This window comes from Neorhizobium sp. DAR64860/K0K1, assembly GCF_050500205.1.
Lineage (GTDB): Bacteria > Pseudomonadota > Alphaproteobacteria > Rhizobiales > Rhizobiaceae > Neorhizobium > Neorhizobium soli.
Map to the genome: position 1 here is coordinate 562,981 of NZ_CP191459.1, position 17,770 is coordinate 580,750.

The window sequence follows — 17,770 nt, forward strand, 5'->3', positions numbered from 1 at the left end:
CATCTTCACAGACTTCGTTCGCAATCTGCGAACAATCCGTCTGCGCCCAATTCGCGGCAGGGCCCTAACGGATGCTGCTGCGGCATGCCATGTAGGGGGCAACACCTCTTCTCATGCGCATATTGCCGGAGCCCTCTTATGAAGAAAATCGGTTTCCTATCATTCGGCCACTGGACGCCGTCGCCACAATCGCAGACGCGCTCTGCGGGCGACGTGCTGTTGCAGTCGATCGATCTTGCCGTCGCTGCCGAGGAACTCGGTGCCGACGGCGCCTATTTCCGCGTTCACCATTTCGCCCGCCAGCTGGCCTCGCCGTTCCCGCTTCTGGCGGCTGTCGGTGCGCGCACGTCGAAGATCGAGATCGGCACCGGCGTCATCGACATGCGCTATGAAAACCCGCTCTACATGGCGGAAGATGCGGGATCGGCGGATCTGATTTCGCAAGGGCGCCTGCAGCTTGGCATCAGCCGCGGTTCGCCGGAACAGGTGATCGAGGGCTGGCGCTATTTTGGCTACGAGCCGGGCGAAGGAATGACGGATGCCGATATGGGCCGCCGCCACGCCGAAGTCTTTCTCGACGTGCTGAAGGGCGAGGGTTTTGCCAAACCCAACCCGCGCCCGATGTTTCCTAACCCGCCGGGCATGCTGCGTCTGGAGCCGCATTCGGATGGGTTGCGAGACCGCATCTGGTGGGGCGCAAGCTCCGATGCAACGGCAGTCTGGGCGGCCGGGAAGGGCATGCACCTGCAGAGCTCGACCCTGAAGAACGACGAGACGGGCGAGCCTTTCCACATCCAGCAGGCAAAGCAGATCCGCGCCTATCGCGACGCCTGGAAGGCGGCCGGCCATCAGCGCGAACCGCGGGTATCGGTCAGCCGCTCGATCTTTGCGCTGACGGACGATCGCGACCGGGCCTATTTCGGCCGCGGCGGCAAGGAGCAGGACTCGGTCGGATATATCGACGACAGCACGCGGGCGATCTTTGGTCGTTCCTATGCGGCAGAACCGGAAGCCCTGATCGAGGAGCTGCGCCAGGATGAGGGCATTGCCGAGGCCGATACGCTGCTTCTGACCGTGCCGAACCAGCTCGGCGTTGACTACAACGCCCATGTCATCGAGTCGATCCTGAAGCATGTGGCGCCGGCGCTCGGCTGGCGCTGAGGGCTGTCAGCTAAAGCGCGACAGACGGTAGGGGGCGAGAAGAGGTTCTTGCGCCCCTTCCAGGATTTCGGTGGCGGCAAACAAGCCGATCGCCGGAGCGAGTGTGATGCCCGAATGGGTGACGGCAATGTAGAGGCCGGGGAGGGTTTGGCCGGTCTGATCTTCGGCACGTCCGATGATCGGAAAGCCGTCCTTTGGCATGGGGCGATAACCGACGGTGTAGAAGTCCATGACCAGGCTGTCGCCGCCTTTGGCGAACCGCTTCAGTTTGCCGAACAGTTCCTCCGCCGCGCCATCCGGATCGGTTCCGGGATCCATGCCGCCGAAATCGGTTCCGGCGACGAGCCGACCGTCGGCGGTTTGCCGGACATGCAGTTCCGGCGCAATGACGAGGCCGTTGAGCATCGGTGCGACCGGCGTCGAGTGGACGAGGAGACCCGGTGGTGTTTCGACCGGGACCTCTATTCCGACAGAAGCGGCAAGGGTCGCTGTCCCGGCGCCGGCGGCGAGCACGATCTCACGGGCTGTGTACTCGCCGCTGTCGGTGACCACAGTTGCAACATGGCCTTCGCCATTGCGCCTGAGGGCAGTGACCCGGATGCCTTCGGTGAGAAGCATGCCGCGTCTTTGGGCGTCTGCGATGAGGATCTCGGCGCTCGCCTGCGGCTCGGCTACACCCTCCATCGCGGCGTAAAGCGCGGTGTTAGGCACGTCGTTCAAGGCCGGTTCGATGGCGGCAATCCTAACGGCATCGACCTCAGCGATATCGTAGCCCCAGCCGGAATGCTGGCTGGCGTAGGTCGTCAAGTCAGCCTGCGACATGTCCCAGCATAGGCCGCCCGCGAAAGATAGGGGCAGGGTGGGGACGTCCTTCGCAAGGCGTTTCCATTCGGCGATGGAGCGCATGCGCAGGTCGAAATAGGCGCGCGGATTGCCCCAGCTGGCGTTGATCCAGGCGAAGGAATTCGGCGTCGCTATGCCGCCTGGTTTTTCAAAGAGAAGATGGACTTTGGCGCCTGACACTGTGAGGTGCCAGGCAATCGAGGCGCCGACAATCCCGCCGCCGATGACGATGATATCATGGCGACCGGACTGCTGCATCGTCATGGCTCCGCTTAGCTATTGCCGCCGCGCGTACGTGCCGCGCCGTCCTGGGCCGGCTTGTAGTTCGGGTCCAGACGGACGGCATGCGAGAACGAACGGTTGGCGCGGGCACGGTCGCCGCGATGCTCATACACCAGTGCCTGGTTGGCCCAGGATTCGGCAAGCTTGTCGTTCAGCTCGATGGCACGGTTGAAGTCGGCAAACGCATTCTCGTCGTCGTTCATGGCGAGATAGGAGATGCCGCGACCGTTATAAGGCTCGGCCGAGCTGGAGGAGAGCGAGATCGCCTTGGAGAAGTCGTCGATCGCCTGCGCATGCTGATTGCGGGCCTGATAGATCAGGCCGCGGTTGTGATAAGCGCGACCATCGGTCGTATCGAGATCGATTGCCTTGTTGAAGTCGCTGAAGGCTTCGTTGAGGCGGCCGGCCTGGCGATAGATATTGCCGCGGCCGATCAGGGCTACGTCGTAATTGGCATTGATCTGGAGCGCGCGGTTGTAATCGTTCGCGGCTTCGACAGGCTTGCCCATGTTGCGATAGACGAGCGCCCGGTTCGCATAGGCCTGGTAGAACTGCGGATTGATCTGGAGCGCGCGATTGAAATCGTCCAGCGCCCGCTTGAATTCGCCGGCGCGACCATAGGCCGACCCGCGGATGTTGTAGCCTTCCGGATCAGACGGGTTGGAGCTGATGACGGAGGACAGGGACGAGATGTTCTGTTCCGACCCCTGGGCGCGATCGACGCTGATCATGTCCGTCGACGTGGTCGTCGAGCAGCCGGCCAGCGCGAGCACTGCCACGATACCGATCGGAGCGAGGGCCTTGCGAATTGGGGCGACGGTCAAGGAATGGCCGGAGTTTCGGGTTCCATCGGAAAAAACGGCAGTCTTGGCGGCCATCAGGCGCATGTCCTCGTATCGGGCTGTCGGGATCGGCAGAACGGTGTCGGAATGTCGTCCGTTCCGAATCAAAAAAGCGGCGGCGCCCATGTCGCCACCGCTCATAATCACATGAAAACGTCGAAAAAACGACCGATCAACGAGCAGCCGGACGGGCGGTTGCCGGGCGCGGCGTTGCCGGAAGAAGACCTTCGCGCTGCATGCGCTTGCGGGCCAGCTTGCGGACGCGGCGAACGGCTTCAGCCTTTTCGCGGGCGCGCTTTTCCGAAGGCTTTTCGTAGTAATCACGCATCTTCATTTCACGGAAAATGCCTTCGCGCTGCATCTTCTTCTTGAGAGCGCGGAGAGCCTGATCAACGTTGTTGTCGCGGACAAGTACCTGCACGTGAAATCCCGTTCCTTTGGTTTGTTATCGCCAGGGAATCTGCAGGATTCGAGGCGAAAGAATGTCGGAGCCCGGCGGATAGCCGAAGCGATTGGTGAAGGCACTTAACAGAGGAGATGTCAAAAGTCTACCCGCGGCTGCGGGCTTCTCAAGAATTTTACAGCCGCTGCTCCGCGCGGGGTTATATCAGCCCAGCGATGTCCTATATCCGCCACCAAGCCATAGTCGATTTGCGCCCATGCGGGAACCTGTTCCCAACCGGCCCAAGCCTTGTCCTGCCGAGCCACGCGGGACCGAACGGAGAAATCTCATGCGTAGTGCCATTCATTCCAGTTTCGGCGATCCGTCTTCCGTCCTGTCGATCGAGGATCGCCCAATTCCGCAGCCCGGCCCCGGCCAGATCCGGATCCGCATGTCGATGGCGGCGATCCACAACCACGATCTTCTGACGGTTTCCGGCGATTACGGCTACAAGCCCGACCTGCCCGCCGTCGCCGGCACCGAAGGAACCGGTATCGTTGATGCGCTGGGCGAGGGTGTCTCGCACCTGAAGGTCGGGCAGCGTGTGGCGGCCTCAGGGCAGGGCACCTGGGCGGAGTATTATATCGCGTCGGCCATGGCGGCCGTGCCGCTTCCCGATTCGATTTCCGATGAGGCCGGCGCGCAGCTGATCTCGATGCCGCTCAGCGCCCTGACACTGCTCGATTTTGCGGGTGTCGAAAAAGGTGACTGGATCATCCAGAACGCGGCCAATGGTGCGGTCGGCAAGACGCTCGCGATGTTTGCCAAGCCGCGTCAGATCAATGTCATCAACCTCGTCCGACGTGACGAGGCGGTGCGCGAACTGGCGGATCTCGGCATCCAGAATGTCGTCTCGACGTCGCAGACCGGATGGCGCGAGACGGTCAATGCGCTCTCGGGCGGAGCCGCGATCAAGGCGGGGGTTGATGGCGTCGGCGGCCCGGCCTCCGGAGACCTGCTGTCGGTGCTTGGCGAAAACGGCCTGCTGATCTCGTTCGGACTCATGTCGGGAACGCCGATGCAGCTTTCAGCCAGCGACATGATTTTCAAGCAGGCTGTGGTCAAGGGTTTCTGGCTCGCCAAGATCGCGCCCAAGCTTCCTGCGGAAAAGATGAAGAGCCATATCAGCGAGATTGTCGAGGCGGTCGCCAACGGCACCGTGACCCTCACCGTCTCCGAGGTCTTTGGTCTCGATGACATCGCCAAGGCGGCCAAGGCAGCCGGCGAGCACGGCCGCACCGGCAAGGTGCTGCTCCGGGCCTGATTTTGCCTCTCGATGACAAACCGGGGAAACTTTCCCCGGTTTCTGTCTTTCCAAATTTCACAGGAAGCCTGTGGCCGCGTTAACGGCCGGTCGCTCTAACGTCACGACCCCATCTTCCCTCCGCCGTCGTCACATGAACGTCGGCCGGGCCTTTCGTCCGAGGTTCCCGGGCCTGTTTTCCGTGTGTGTCGAAACAATCCTCTGAGGCGTCGCAAAACGGCCATTGCGGCGCATATTGATTTGCGATGGGTATGGTTCTACCCAAGAGCCTTACCGGCGGATCAAGGAGAAGCGGCCTCATGCGCAAATATTCGGTTTTCGCCATAGCCCGCGAGGCACTGCGCGCCCACAAGGGATGGGAGGCGCAGTGGACCTCTCCCGAGCCGCGCAGCTCTTACGACGTCATCATCGTCGGTGCCGGCGGTCATGGTCTCGGTGCCGCCTATTATCTCGCCAAGGAACACGGCATCACCAATGTCGCGGTGATCGAGAAGGGCTGGCTCGGCGGCGGCAATACCGGCCGCAACACGACCATCATCCGCTCGAACTATCTCTACGAAGAGAGCATGGACATCTACGAGCATTCCCTCAAACTGTGGGAAGGCCTGAGCCAGGAGCTCAACTACAACGTCATGTATTCGCCGCGCGGCGTGATGATGCTGTCGCACAACATCCATGACCAGCAGTCGTTCAAACGCCATATCAATGCCAACAGGCTTTATGCCATCGACAACGAGTGGCTGACGCCGGAACAGGCGAAGGCCTTCGTGCCGGTTCTCGATATTTCGAAGACGGCACGCTACGCCATCAATGGCGCCGCCCTGCAGCGCCGCGGCGGCACAGCCCGCCACGATGCCGTTGCCTGGGGCTATGCGCGCGCGGCGGCCGATCGCGGCGTCCATATCATTCAGAACTGCGAAGTCACCGGCATCCGCCGCGGACCGGGTGGCGAAGTTCAGGGCGTCGAGACTTCCAAGGGCTTTATCGGTGCCAACAAGGTCGGCGTATCGGCTGCCGGCCATTCGTCGGTCGTGATGGAAATGGCGGGCGTTCGCGTGCCCCTGCATTCCAACCCGCTGCAGGCGCTGGTGTCGGAACCGCTGAAACCCATCTTCCCTTGCGTCGTCATGTCGAACACGGTGCATGCCTATATCTCGCAGTCCGACAAGGGCGAGCTGGTGATCGGCGCCGGTACCGACCAGTATAATTCATACTCGCAGACCGGCGGCCTGCAGATCATCACCCATACGCTCGATGCGATCTGCGAACTGTTTCCGATCTTCCGCAGGGTCAAGATGATGCGGCAGTGGGGCGGCATTACCGACAACACGCCGGACAGGTCGCCGATCCAGGGTGTCACGCCGGTTCCTGGACTTTTCGTCAACTGCGGCTGGGGTACCGGCGGCTTTAAGGCGACGCCCGGCTCGGCCAACCTGTTTGCGCATCTGATCGCCAAGGGCGAACCGCATAAACTGGCGTCGGGTCTCAATCTCGACCGGTTCCGCACGGGCCGGCTGATCGACGAGGCGGCAGCTGCTGCCGTCGCGCACTGATAGTGAGGGGATAGACCAGATGCTTTTGATCCACTGCCCCTATTGCGAAGAAGATCGCTCGGAACTGGAGTTCCGCTGGGCCGGCGAGGCGCATATCGCCCGGCCGGAGAATATCGCGGCAATTTCCGACGAGGAGTTCGCGGAGTTCTTCTTCCTGCGCAACAACGAGAAGGGTCTCACCTATGAACGGTGGCGGCATATTCACGGCTGCGGCCGCTTCTTCAACGCGGCCCGCGATACGGTGAGCGACAGGTTCCTGATGACCTACAAGGCAGGTCTGCCGAAACAGCCGATCCCGGTCGCAAGCAAGGCGGCGGCGATTGCCGAGGAAAAGACCGTCGAAACCTGGGAAGCTACGGAAGGAGACGCAAGATGAGTTCTTCCTCCAACTCGGGCGAATTCCGCATCAAGGGCGCCGGCCGTCATACGCCGGCCCGCACCGCGCGCTTCACCTTCGACGGCAAAAGTTACACGGCGCTGGAGGGCGATACGGTCGCGTCAGCGCTTCTGGCGCATGGCGTGCATCTGCTCGGCCGCTCGTTCAAATACCACCGCCCGCGCGGCATCCTGACATCAGGTCCGGAAGAGCCGAATGCGCTGCTCGACGTGTCGCGCGATGCTGCTCGCCGTCAGCCGAACGTGCGCGCCACGGTGCAGGAAGTGTTCGATGGCGCAAAGATCGCCTCGCAGAACCGCTGGCCGTCGCTTAAATACGATATCGGCGCGTTCAACGACATGCTGTCGCCGTTCTTTGCCGCAGGTTTCTACTACAAGACCTTCATGTGGCCGCGGGAAGCCTGGCACAAACTCTATGAGCCGATCATCCGTCGCGCTGCGGGTCTGGGCGAAGCGCCGAAGGAAGCGGATCCCGATCACTATGCCAGCCGCTACGTGCATTGCGACGTGTTGATTGCAGGCGCCGGTGTCGCCGGCCTGACGGCGGCACTTTCGGCGGCGGCGACGGGCAAAAAGGTCATTCTCGTCGACGAACAGCCGGAAGTCGGCGGTGCGCTGCATTTCGACAGTTCCACGGTGATCGACGGCCAGAACGGTTTCGACTGGGCACAGGCCATGGCTGCAAAGCTGAAGGCGATGCCCAATGTCACGGTGCTCACCCGCACCACTGTGTTTGGCTATTACAACCACGGTTTCCTCGGCCTCGTGGAACGGGTGACCGACCATGTGGCGCTGCCGGGCAGGGATCTGCCGCGTGAGCGTCTCTGGCAGGTGCGTGCCAAAAAGGTCGTGCTGGCGACCGGCTCGATCGAACGGCATATGGTGTTTGCCAACAACGACCGGCCGGGCATCATGCTGGCGTCTGCCGCGCGCAGTTTTCTCAACCATCACGGCGTTGCTGTCGGGCGTAATGTCGGCGTCTATACCGCGCATGACAGCGCCTATGAGGCGGCATTCGACTTGAAGCGGGCGGGTGTCTCGATCGCGGCGATCATCGACAGCCGCAGCCATCCGGGCGATGGTGTGCTGGCCGAGGCACGTGCGCTCGGGATCGACGTGCTGACAGGCCATGCCGTGACCGACACGTCCGGCCGGCTGCGGATCAACTCCATCACCGTCACCCGCAATGGCGGCGCCAATGTCCGCAAGATCAAGGTCGACGCGCTGCTCATCTCGGCGGGCTGGACTCCGTCCGTGCATCTGTTCTCGCAGTCGCGCGGAAAATTGCGGTTCGACGAGGCAAACCAGCGGTTCCTGCCGGATATCTATGCCCAGAACTGTATCTCGGTCGGGGCCTGCAACGGAACGGACGATCTGGCAGATATGATCGACGAGGCGATTGCCGCAGGCGGCGGTACAGCTGTGGTTTCTGGCGAAAACCGGTTCGAATGGACCGGCGGCATGATCGGCGCGGCGGAAGGGGCTGGACCTGATGATGCGGTCAAGGCCTTCGTCGATTTCCAGCATGACGTGACCGCCAAGGACATCCGTCTTGCGGTGCGCGAAGGCATGCATTCGATCGAGCATATCAAGCGCTTCACCACCAATGGCATGGCGTCCGATCAGGGTAAGCTTTCCAACATGCATGGCCTCGCCATCGCGTCGGAAATGCTCGACCGGCCGATCCCGCAGGTGGGCCTCACCACGTTCCGGGCGCCGTATACGCCTGTGACTTACGGCACGCTGATCGCCCATTCGCGCGGCGACCTGTTCGATCCGGCCCGCAAGACGCCGATGCATGCGCTTGAAGCTTCCGAAGGCGCCGAGTTCGAGGATGTCGGCAACTGGAAGCGCGCCTGGTATTTTCCAAAGCGCGGTGAAGACATGCACGCAGCCGTCAACCGCGAGTGCAGAACCGTGCGTGAGGTCGGCGGCGTGTTTGATGCCTCGACGCTCGGCAAGATCGAGGTGGTCGGCCCGGATGCGGCAAAATTCCTCAACCTGCTCTACACCAACGCCTGGGATACGCTGAAACCCGGCAAGAGCCGTTACGGCATCATGACACGGGAAGACGGGTTCATCTATGACGACGGCGTCGTCGGGCGCCTGGCGGAAGACCGTTTCCATGTGACGACCACGACCGGCGGCGCGCCGCGGGTGCTGCAGCATATGGAAGACTATCTGCAGACGGAATTCCCGCATCTCAACGTATGGCTGACATCGACCACCGAACAATGGGCAGTGATTGCGGTTCAGGGTCCGAAAGCGCGAGAAATCATTGCGCCCTTCATCGAAGGGCTCGATATTTCCAACGAAGCCTTCCCGCATATGAGCGTTGCCGAATGCACGATCATGGGCGTGCCCGGGCGGTTGTTCCGCATGTCGTTTACCGGCGAGCTCGGGTTTGAAGTCAATGTGCCCGCCGATTTCGGGGCGGCGGTTTGGAAGGCGATCTGGGAACGCGCGCAATCGATGGGGGCCTGCCTCTACGGCACGGAAACCATGCACGTTCTCCGCGCCGAAAAGGGCTATATCATCGTCGGCCAGGATACGGACGGCACGGTCACCCCTGACGATTCCGGTTATGGCTGGGCTGTCTCGAAGAAGAAGACCGATTTCGTCGGCATCAGAGGGCTGAAGCGTCCGGACCTTGTGCGCGAGGGACGCAAGCAGCTGGTCGGCCTGTTCACCAAGGATCCGAAGGATGTGCTGGAAGAGGGCGCGCAGATCGTTGCCGATCCGAACCAGCCGAAGCCGATGACCATGCTCGGCCATGTGACCTCGTCCTACTGGTCGGAAACTCTCGGCCGATCGATCGCGATCGCGCTGGTTGCCGGCGGACGCGCAAAGATGGGCAGCACGCTCTACGTGCCGATGGCCGACAGGACGATTTCGGTGGAAGTGACCGACATGGTGTTCTTCGACAAGGAAGGAGGCCGCATCAATGGCTGATTTTGCAATGGCTCAGCGCGTAGTCCCGATGACCGGTTTTCACGGCGGATCTTCCGTCGTCCGGCTCGAACCGGCAGCTCCGGCCGGCCGCATTTCGCTGCGGGCGAAGGCGGAGGATGTCTCAGCACTTTCAGGCTCGCTCGGCGTCGATCTGCCGACAAGGCCGAAGACGTCCGCATCCGCCAATGGCCGCACCGCGCTATGGCTCGGACCGGACGAGTGGCTGGTGATCGACGAAAGCGAAAGCGGCCTGATGACCGCTGCCGCAAATTCCGGCGTGCTGCATTCGGCGACCGACGTGTCGCACCGCAACACCGCGATCCTGATTTCGGGTCCGGGTGCGGAGGCCGCGATCAACACGGGTTGCCCGCAGGATCTGTCGCTTTCAGTCTTTCCGGTCGGTGCCTGCTCGCGCACGCTGTTTGGCAAGGTGGAAGTGGTGCTTCTGCGCACGGGCGAGGAGGCGTTCCGAATGGAAGTCTGGCGGTCGTTTTCCGACTACGCCTTCGGCCTTCTCTCGGAGGGCGCGAAAGACGCTGCGCTCTAGCTCTTCGACCATCGCCTCACTTGAACTGGGTTCGACAATACCGCACCCTCCCATTGCAGAATGGGAGGGTTTTTTATGGTGGACGCTGGTTGGCCGGATATTCAGTGGGTCTTGCTCGGGATCGCTGCCGCCATCGCCGGGGGCGCGGTGGCTGCAAAGCTTTCGGGGGTCGAGCTGTGGAAGGGCATTCTGGTCGGCGGAGTAGCGGTCATTGCGGCGCTACTGGCTTCGCTCGTGCCGGGGATCGACCGCAGTCTGTCGATGCCGATCGCCGGGTTGATCGCGGCCGGGGTTTCCGGTTCTGCGCTGGGGCTGACGGCATCCCGGACGGCGCCCCTTCTCATCGGTGCCGCCTTGCCGCCGCTCATCGGGTTGCTGATGCTGGAATTGGGATGACGCGACAGGAGATGAACGGGAGGTAACTCAGGCGTCTTCCGGCCGATCCTTCGGGTCGAACTGGACGATGGTGATCCAGGTGGCGGTCAGTGCCGGCTTTTTCTCGTTCTCGATCTCGATCGAAACCTCGTAGGTGGTCATCAGCATGCCGGCGCCGCGGAATCGGCTGTCGGCCAGCGTGAAGTGGCCGCGGACCCGCGCGCCGCTCTTGACGGGCGACATGAAGCGGACCTTGTCGAACCCGTAGTTGATCCCCATCGTCTGTTCGCGGATTTTCGGCATGGTCTCGTAGTTCATGGCCGACAGCAGCGACAGCGACAGAAAGCCGTGGGCGATGGTGCCGCCGAATGGGCTTTCGGCCTTGGCGCGCTCTGGATCCACGTGGATAAACTGGTGATCGAGCGTCGCATCGGCGAACTGGTCGATCATTGTCTGGTTGACGGTAATCCAGTCGGAAACACCCAGTTCCTGACCGACCAGTCCTGCAACATCGGCGAGGGAAATTTCACGCATGCGCTGCTCTTTCCGTTGGTTGTGATGCGGACTCTTACAGGCTTTGAAGGACTTGGCGACAGGTTTTTGCAGTGCATCAATTTTCGATGCAAAAGCGGACCGACCGGGGGGCAAGTGCCGTATCCCACGGCTGGTTATCAGGATAACAACGCCAGTTCGGGCCGGGAAGGCCGAAGGTTTGCGGGGTGTGGCCGCGGTTGATGATGATGGCGAGCCGCGTGGCTTTTCCGGTCGTTGCATCGTCGGTTTTGAGCATGAAACCGAGGACCTGATTAGCGGGGTTTTCCCAGTCGGACACCTGCATCGGCTGGCCGCTTGGCGAGATCCATTCGATATCGCCATCGCCCGTGAGCAGGCTGGTTTCGGAGAATACGGAGAACCGTTTGCGGAGGGCTGAAAGCATTGCCGTGTGCTCGACCAGCGCCTCGTCGAGCGTTGCCCAGTCCATCCAGGTGATCTCGTTATCCTGCGCGTAGGCGTTGTTGTTGCCGAGCTGGGAGCGACCGGCCTCGTCGCCCATCGTCAGCATGATCGTGCCTCGGCTGGCAAACAGCGTCGAGAGCAGGGCTTCGGCGTCCCTTCGACGGCCGGCGAGGATATCGCGGTCGCGGGTCACGCCTTCGGTGCCGTTGTTCCAGGACATGTTGTCGCCGTGACCGTCGCGGTTGTCTTCGCCGTTCGCCTCATTGTGTTTGTGCTCGTTGGACACGAGATCCATCAGCGTGAAGCCGTCATGGGCGGCGAGGAAATTGACCGTGCGCGTGTGTCCGGAGAAAAGGTCAGACGAGCCGGCAAGCCGGGTGGCGAGCGCGCCTATCGTCCACTCGTCGCCGCGCCAGTAACGGCGGATGTCGTCGCGGGCGCGGTCGTTCCACTCAAGGAATTTTTCCGGAAAATTGCCGAGCTGATAGCCGCCGGGGCCGATATCCCAGGGTTCGGCGATCATGACGCGGTCTTTCAGGACCTCGTCTTCGAGCATCGCGGTCAGCGTTTCGCTATCGGCGTCGAAACCGTTCGAGGTGCGACCGAGGATCGGCGCCAGATCGAAGCGGAAGCCGTCGACGCCTGCATGAATGACGAAATGGCGCAGCGTATCGACGATCAGGCGCCGGACTTCGGGATGGTCGCAGGCGAGCGTGTTGCCGGTGCCGGTGTCGTTGATGAGAAGGCCAGGCTCGTCCTGCGCATGACGATAATAGGAGAGGTTGTCGATCCCGCGCATCGACAGGGTTGCGCCGTAGCGATCGCTTTCGCCCGAATGGTTGAACACGAGATCGAGGATGACGCCGATGCCGGCCTCGTGCAGGGTGGCGACGGTGTCGCGCAGTTCCTCAACCCCGCCCGGGCAAAGGCGCGGGTCGAGCGCCATGAAGGCGATGGGATTGTAGCCCCAGCCGTTGGTGAGACCCAGCGACGGGAGGTGCCGTTCGTCGATCCAGGCGGTGATTGGCATCAGCTCGATCGCGTCGACGCCGATCCTTTTGAGATGGGCGATGATCGCTGGATGCGCGAGCGCCGCGACCGTGCCGCGGATATCTTCCGGCACGTCGGGGTGGAGAATGGTGAAGGGTTTTACGGCGACTTCGTAGATCAGTCCGCCGGCGTTAAACCGCGGCGCCTCGATCTTGGCTGCGACGTGCTCCGTGACGATCGCCTTGGGCACCAGGCCGGCCGTGTCGAAGTTGAACTTCGAGAGGTTCGGATCGTAGACGAAGGGGCGGTCGAGTTCTTTGGCGTAGGGGTCGACAAGCAGTTTCGACGGGTCGAACCAGAGGCCTTTATCCGGATCGTAGATGCCATGCGCACGAAAACCATAGCGCTGGCCGGGTCTGATCGAGGGAAGGTCGATGCGGTAAAGGTTGTCGTCGCCGCGCGTCATCGGGTGGCGGGCGGTTTCGGTCTCGCCATCGGCATCGAACAGGCAGAGTTCGATCTTTTCCGCATGCTGCGACCAGACCGAGAATTCCGCCATCTTATCCAGGAGAACAGCGCCGCGTCTTTGAGCGTGTGCGTGAGACATATCGGGTTCCTTATCGCTCATCCATTTCGCCAGCGACCCTGCGTTCGCGGCTGACAATCAGCCTGCCTTCTCTCCGCTTGGTGGGAAGAAGAGACGTGTCCTATGGAAGTAGGGTCCCGTGTCGCTGCGGCAAATCCTTCTCCCCGAATGCGGGGAGAAGGTTGCTGTCGCCGGATGAGGGGCAATGTCACCCGGCAGCCTCGATCAGGTGATCACCGTCGGGGCATCCCGGCCGGACCGCTTCTTGAGATCCGAAATCTCGTCTGCCACTGCGATCAGGTCGGCGAGCGCCGTCTGGGTCTCGATGTCGTGGCGGCTGGCATCGGGTTCGTAGCGCTCGACATAGACGCGGATCGTCGCACCCGACGTGCCGGTGCCCGACAGGCGGAACACGACGCGGGAGCCACCTTCGAACAGGATGCGGATGCCCTGGTTCTTCGAAACGGAGCCGTCGATCGGGTCGAGATAGGCGAAATCGTCAGCAAATTCGACCTTGAGTGCGCCGAAGGTCTGGCCGGGGAGCGTCGGGAGCTTTTCGCGCAGGGCCGCCACGAGAGCGTTCGCTGCATCCGAATCCACTTCCTCGTAGTCGTGGCGGGAATAGTAGTTGCGGCCGTATTCGGCCCAATGCGACTTGACGATTTCAGCGACGCTCTCGTTTCTGGCTGCCATGATATTCAGCCAGAACAGAACCGCCCAGAGGCCGTCCTTTTCGCGCACGTGGTCGGAACCGGTGCCGAAGCTTTCCTCGCCGCAGACGGTGGCCTTGCCGGCATCGAGCAGATTGCCGAAGAACTTCCAGCCGGTCGGCGTTTCGTACATGCCGATCTTCAGCTTTTCGGCCACGCGGTCGGCTGCCGCACTTGTCGGCATCGAACGGGCAATGCCTGCAATACCCTTGGCGTAGCCCGGTGCGAGCGTCGCGTTTGCTGCGATGATCGCCAGGCTGTCCGACGGTGTCACGAACATGCCCTTGCCGACGACCATGTTGCGGTCGCCGTCGCCATCGGAGGCGGCACCGAAATGCGGGCCGCTCTTACTCATCACGTCGTCATAGAGTTCCTTGGCATGGACAAGGTTCGGGTCCGGATGATGACCGCCGAAGTCGGGAAGCGGGATCGCGTTGCGTACCGAGCCCTCGGGCGCGCCAAGCCGGTTCTCGAAGATTTCCACGGCATAGGGGCCTGTGACGGCGCCCATCGAATCGATAGCAATGCGGACGCCGCTCGCAAGCAGGGCGCGGATTGCCACGAAATCGAATAGCTGCTCCATCAGTTCGGCATAGTCAGCGACCGGATCGATGACCTGGACTTCCATTCCGGAGATCTTGAACGTTCCGACTTCGTCGAGGTCGATATCGGCGGAGTCGACGATCTTGTAGGTGTCGATCACCTTGGTGCGGGCAAAGATCGCGTCGGTGATCTTTTCAGGCGCCGGGCCGCCATTGCCGGTGTTGTACTTGATGCCGAAATCTTCGTTCGGGCCGCCGGGGTTGTGGCTGGCCGACAGGATCAGGCCGCCGAAGGCGTGGTATTTGCGAATGATGTTGGAGGCGGCCGGCGTCGACAGGATACCGCCCTGGCCGACCATGACCTTGCCGAAGCCGGAAGCCGCGGCCATCTTGATCGCCTTCTGGATGACTTCGCGGTTGTAATAGCGGCCGTCGCCGCCGATCACCAGCGTCTTGCCTTCAAACCCCTCGAGGCTGTCGAAGATCGCCTGGATGAAGTTCTCGGCGTAATTTTCCTGAGCGAAGACGGGCACCTTCTTGCGCAGGCCGGAGGTCCCAGGCTTCTGATCCTGATAGGGCGTGGTCGATACGGTTTTGATCATCTCAAATGCCTTTTCTTGCAAGTAGGTCGGAATAGAGCGCGGCGTAGAGGCCAGCACTCCTGTTCCAGGAAACGTCGGATTTCATGCCCTGCTTCTGCATTTCCGTCCAGACATCAGGGTCCTTGTAGAGACGGATGGCGCGGCGCAGGGCGCGGCCAAGATTGTCGGCTGTTGCCGGGCCGAAGGAGACACCGGTTGCGGCCTTCGCAGCGAGTGCGGCGGGGCTAGCGTCGATTACCGTGTCGTTGAGGCCACCGGTGCGGGCAACGACCGGGATGCAGCCGTAACGCAGACCGTAGAGCTGGGTGAGGCCACACGGCTCGAACCGGGAGGGGATAATGATGGCATCGGAGCCGCCCTGAAGCAGGTGAGACAGCGGCTCGTCATAGGTAGTCAGAACCGAAACGCTGCCCGGATGGCGGCCTGCAGCGGCGTGGAATGCGGTTTCGAGTGCCTGATCGCCGGAGCCGAGCACCGCCAGCCTGCCGCCGGCTTCGACAAGGTTGTCGATCTCCTGCGCCAGCAGATCCATGCCCTTCTGCGAGGTGAGGCGGGAGATGACGCAAAACAGCAGACCGTCGCTTTCGACGAGGCCGAACCGCTCCTCGATCGCCCGCTTGTTGGCGGCGCGGCTCTTGAGGCTGCCGGCACCGTAGCGGGTGTGCAGGTTGATGTCGGTTTCCGGGTCCCAGATTTCAGCGTCGATGCCGTTGACGATACCCGTCAGATCCACGGAGCGGCGGGAGAGTAGACCCTCGAGCCCCATGCCGTATTCGCCGCTCAGAATTTCCTCGGCATAGGAGGGAGAAACGGTGGAGATTGCCCAGCTCGTCTCCAGCCCGGCTTTCAGATAGCTGATGCCGCCGAAATATTCGATCCCGTCCATGGCGAAGGCATGGTCAGGCAGGCCGAGAAAGGGGAAGATATCGGCGCCGAACATGCCCTGGAACGCGATGTTGTGAATGGTGATCAGCGTCGGGATTTCAGGCGTTTCCGAGTAGCGCATAAAGGCCGGAAGCATGGCTGCCTGCCAGTCGTGCACATGTGCGATGTCGGGCTTCCAGCCCGCGATGCCGTCCTGCGCAATGATCGCACCCGCCTTGGACAGCGCCGCGAAGCGTCTCCAGTTGTCGGGATGGTCCTTGCCCGTCTGATCGAGATAGGGGCCGCCCGGCCTGTCGAAGAACATGGGGCAGTCGAGCACCAGGAGGTCTAGCCCCTGGTGCGTGACTTCGAGGATATCGGCACTGGCACCGAGAAGGTCGTCGAAACTCATGACGAGTTTTGCATCCTTCAGCACCCGCATGACAGCCGGATAGCCCGGCATCAGGGTCTTCATCGAGACGCCCTGGCTCTTGAGTGCCAGCGGCAGTGCGCCGGCCACATCGGCGAGGCCGCCGGTTTTTACCAGCGAAAAGACTTCGGACGCGACCGACAGAACATTCATCGGAGGATCCCGTTCACAGCTCGAGCTTGTCGATCATCGCCTGGGTGATCAGGCAGATACCGCTCTCGGTGCGGCGGAAGCGCTTGGCATCGAGTTCGGGATCCTCTCCGACGATCAGGCCTTCCGGAATGGTCACGCCGTGGTCGATGATGACGTCGCGAAGCTGGGCGCGTCGTCCGATCCGCACGTTCGGCAGCACAACCGCGCCTTCGAGCTTGGAATAGGAATTGGCACGCACGCCGGTGAAGAGAAGGCTTCGGTTGAGCGACGAACCGGAAATTATGCAGTCGCCGGAAATGACCGAGGATGTTGCGGACCCGCGGCGGTTTTCGTCGTCATGCACGAACTTTGCGGGCGGCGTGATTTCGCCGAAGGTCCAGATCGGCCAGGACTTGTCGTAGAGATCGAGACCGGGGACGATTTCTGTCAGGTCGATATTGGCCTGCCAGTATGCGTCCACCGTCCCTGCATCGCGCCAGTAGGGCTCGCGCTCGAAATCGGACCGGACGCAGCTATCGGCAAAGCGGTGCGCGACGGCCTTCCCGTGCTCGACGATATAGGGAATGATATCCTTGCCGAAGTCCCGGCTGGAGCCTTCGGCTTCCGCGTCGCGCTTCAGCGCTTCGATCAGAAATTTGGTGTGGAAGACGTAGATGCCCATCGAGGCCAGCGCGAAATCGGGATTGCCGGGAATTCCCGGCGGGTCGGCCGGCTTTTCGACGAAATCGATGATCTCGTCCTTCTCGTTGACATGCATGACGCCGAAGCCCGTGGCTTCCATGCGCGGAACCTCGAGGCAACCGACGGTGACGTCGGCGCCGGAGTTCACGTGCTGCTGCAGCATGTACTCGTAGTCCATCTTGTAGACGTGGTCGCCGGCAAGGATGACCATGTATTCCGGCGCGTAGCCTTCGATGATGTCGATGTTCTGGAACACTGCGTCGGCCGTGCCTTCATACCATTGCGTTTCCGAAACGCGCTGGGAGGCGGGCAGGATGTCGAAGCTTTCATTGCGCTCTGAACGCAGGAAGTTCCAGCCGCGCTGCATGTGGCGGATCAGCGAATGCGCCTTGTACTGGGTCGCAACGCCGATGCGGCGGATGCCGGAATTCAGCGCGTTCGACAGCGCGAAATCGATGATGCGCGCCTTGCCGCCGAAGTAGACCGCTGGCTTTGCACGCCGATCCGTCAGTTCTTTCAGGCGACTGCCGCGGCCGCCGGCCAGTACATAGGCCATCGCGTCGCGTGAGAGTGGCTGTATGCGTTTGTCGTTCATGGT

15 protein-coding genes are annotated in these 17,770 nt (G+C 61.9%); 7 read left to right on the forward strand and 8 right to left on the reverse strand.

Annotation, left to right across the window (positions count from 1 at the left end; genetic code table 11):
* Positions 1-138: 138 nt before the first annotated feature.
* Positions 139-1,161, forward strand: a complete 1,023-nt coding sequence (locus tag ACQY1J_RS07290) for an LLM class flavin-dependent oxidoreductase (RefSeq protein ID WP_430251077.1) — start codon at positions 139-141, stop codon at positions 1,159-1,161.
* A 6-nt stretch (positions 1,162-1,167) separates the two neighbouring features.
* Here ACQY1J_RS07290 and ACQY1J_RS07295 read toward each other — a convergent pair whose 3' ends face one another.
* The 3 genes from ACQY1J_RS07295 to rpsU all read right to left on the reverse strand — a co-directional run bounded on the left by ACQY1J_RS07295 (position 1,168) and on the right by rpsU (position 3,549).
* Complete coding sequence (locus ACQY1J_RS07295; RefSeq protein WP_430251078.1) at positions 1,168-2,262, reverse strand: NAD(P)/FAD-dependent oxidoreductase; 1,095 nt, start codon at positions 2,260-2,262, stop codon at positions 1,168-1,170.
* A gap of 14 nt (positions 2,263-2,276) precedes the next feature.
* Positions 2,277-3,173 carry a tetratricopeptide repeat protein gene (locus tag ACQY1J_RS07300; protein ID WP_092659760.1) on the reverse strand — a complete coding sequence of 299 codons (897 nt, stop codon included), beginning with the start codon at positions 3,171-3,173 and terminating at the stop codon, positions 2,277-2,279.
* A 127-nt stretch (positions 3,174-3,300) separates the two neighbouring features.
* Entirely contained in the window at positions 3,301-3,549 is a 249-nt protein-coding gene (rpsU, locus tag ACQY1J_RS07305; protein ID WP_062461068.1) for a 30S ribosomal protein S21, read from the reverse strand.
* A gap of 310 nt (positions 3,550-3,859) precedes the next feature.
* Here rpsU and ACQY1J_RS07310 point away from each other — a divergent pair, with 310 nt between their 5' ends.
* The 6 genes from ACQY1J_RS07310 to ACQY1J_RS07335 all read left to right on the forward strand — a co-directional run bounded on the left by ACQY1J_RS07310 (position 3,860) and on the right by ACQY1J_RS07335 (position 10,678).
* Entirely contained in the window at positions 3,860-4,834 is a 975-nt protein-coding gene (locus ACQY1J_RS07310) for a zinc-binding dehydrogenase (RefSeq protein ID WP_184654413.1), read from the forward strand.
* A 299-nt stretch (positions 4,835-5,133) separates the two neighbouring features.
* Positions 5,134-6,387, forward strand: coding sequence for a sarcosine oxidase subunit beta family protein (locus ACQY1J_RS07315; protein WP_430251079.1), 1,254 nt, complete (start codon positions 5,134-5,136; stop codon positions 6,385-6,387).
* Between the two features lie 19 nt (positions 6,388-6,406).
* The gene (locus ACQY1J_RS07320) at positions 6,407-6,763 is read left to right on the forward strand and encodes a sarcosine oxidase subunit delta (RefSeq protein WP_062461058.1); all 357 of its coding nucleotides are present in this window, start codon (positions 6,407-6,409) and stop codon (positions 6,761-6,763) included.
* Entirely contained in the window at positions 6,760-9,735 is a 2,976-nt protein-coding gene (locus ACQY1J_RS07325; RefSeq protein WP_430251080.1) for a sarcosine oxidase subunit alpha, read from the forward strand. Before ACQY1J_RS07320 ends, ACQY1J_RS07325 begins: the two co-directional genes overlap by 4 nt.
* Complete coding sequence (locus tag ACQY1J_RS07330; RefSeq protein WP_430251081.1) at positions 9,728-10,282, forward strand: sarcosine oxidase subunit gamma; 555 nt, start codon at positions 9,728-9,730, stop codon at positions 10,280-10,282. The genes ACQY1J_RS07325 and ACQY1J_RS07330 overlap by 8 nt, the downstream gene beginning before the upstream one ends.
* 75 nt (positions 10,283-10,357) lie before the next feature.
* Positions 10,358-10,678, forward strand: coding sequence for a hypothetical protein (locus tag ACQY1J_RS07335; RefSeq protein WP_062461049.1), 321 nt, complete (start codon positions 10,358-10,360; stop codon positions 10,676-10,678).
* A gap of 27 nt (positions 10,679-10,705) precedes the next feature.
* Here ACQY1J_RS07335 and ACQY1J_RS07340 read toward each other — a convergent pair whose 3' ends face one another.
* The 5 genes from ACQY1J_RS07340 to glgC all read right to left on the reverse strand — a co-directional run bounded on the left by ACQY1J_RS07340 (position 10,706) and on the right by glgC (position 17,767).
* Positions 10,706-11,191, reverse strand: a complete 486-nt coding sequence (locus ACQY1J_RS07340; RefSeq protein ID WP_062461045.1) for a MaoC family dehydratase — start codon at positions 11,189-11,191, stop codon at positions 10,706-10,708.
* A gap of 76 nt (positions 11,192-11,267) precedes the next feature.
* A complete protein-coding gene (gene glgX, locus ACQY1J_RS07345; RefSeq protein ID WP_430251082.1) occupies positions 11,268-13,211 on the reverse strand; it encodes a glycogen debranching protein GlgX in 1,944 nt (647 codons plus the stop codon).
* Between the two features lie 204 nt (positions 13,212-13,415).
* Positions 13,416-15,044 carry an alpha-D-glucose phosphate-specific phosphoglucomutase gene (locus tag ACQY1J_RS07350; RefSeq protein WP_062582176.1) on the reverse strand — a complete coding sequence of 543 codons (1,629 nt, stop codon included), beginning with the start codon at positions 15,042-15,044 and terminating at the stop codon, positions 13,416-13,418.
* A 1-nt stretch (position 15,045) separates the two neighbouring features.
* Complete coding sequence (gene glgA / locus ACQY1J_RS07355) at positions 15,046-16,491, reverse strand: glycogen synthase GlgA (RefSeq protein ID WP_430251083.1); 1,446 nt, start codon at positions 16,489-16,491, stop codon at positions 15,046-15,048.
* Positions 16,492-16,504: 13 nt separating this feature from the next.
* On the reverse strand, positions 16,505-17,767 hold the full coding sequence (gene glgC / locus ACQY1J_RS07360) for a glucose-1-phosphate adenylyltransferase (protein WP_062461037.1): 1,263 nt from the start codon (positions 17,765-17,767) through the stop codon (positions 16,505-16,507).
* Positions 17,768-17,770: the final 3 nt, after the last annotated feature.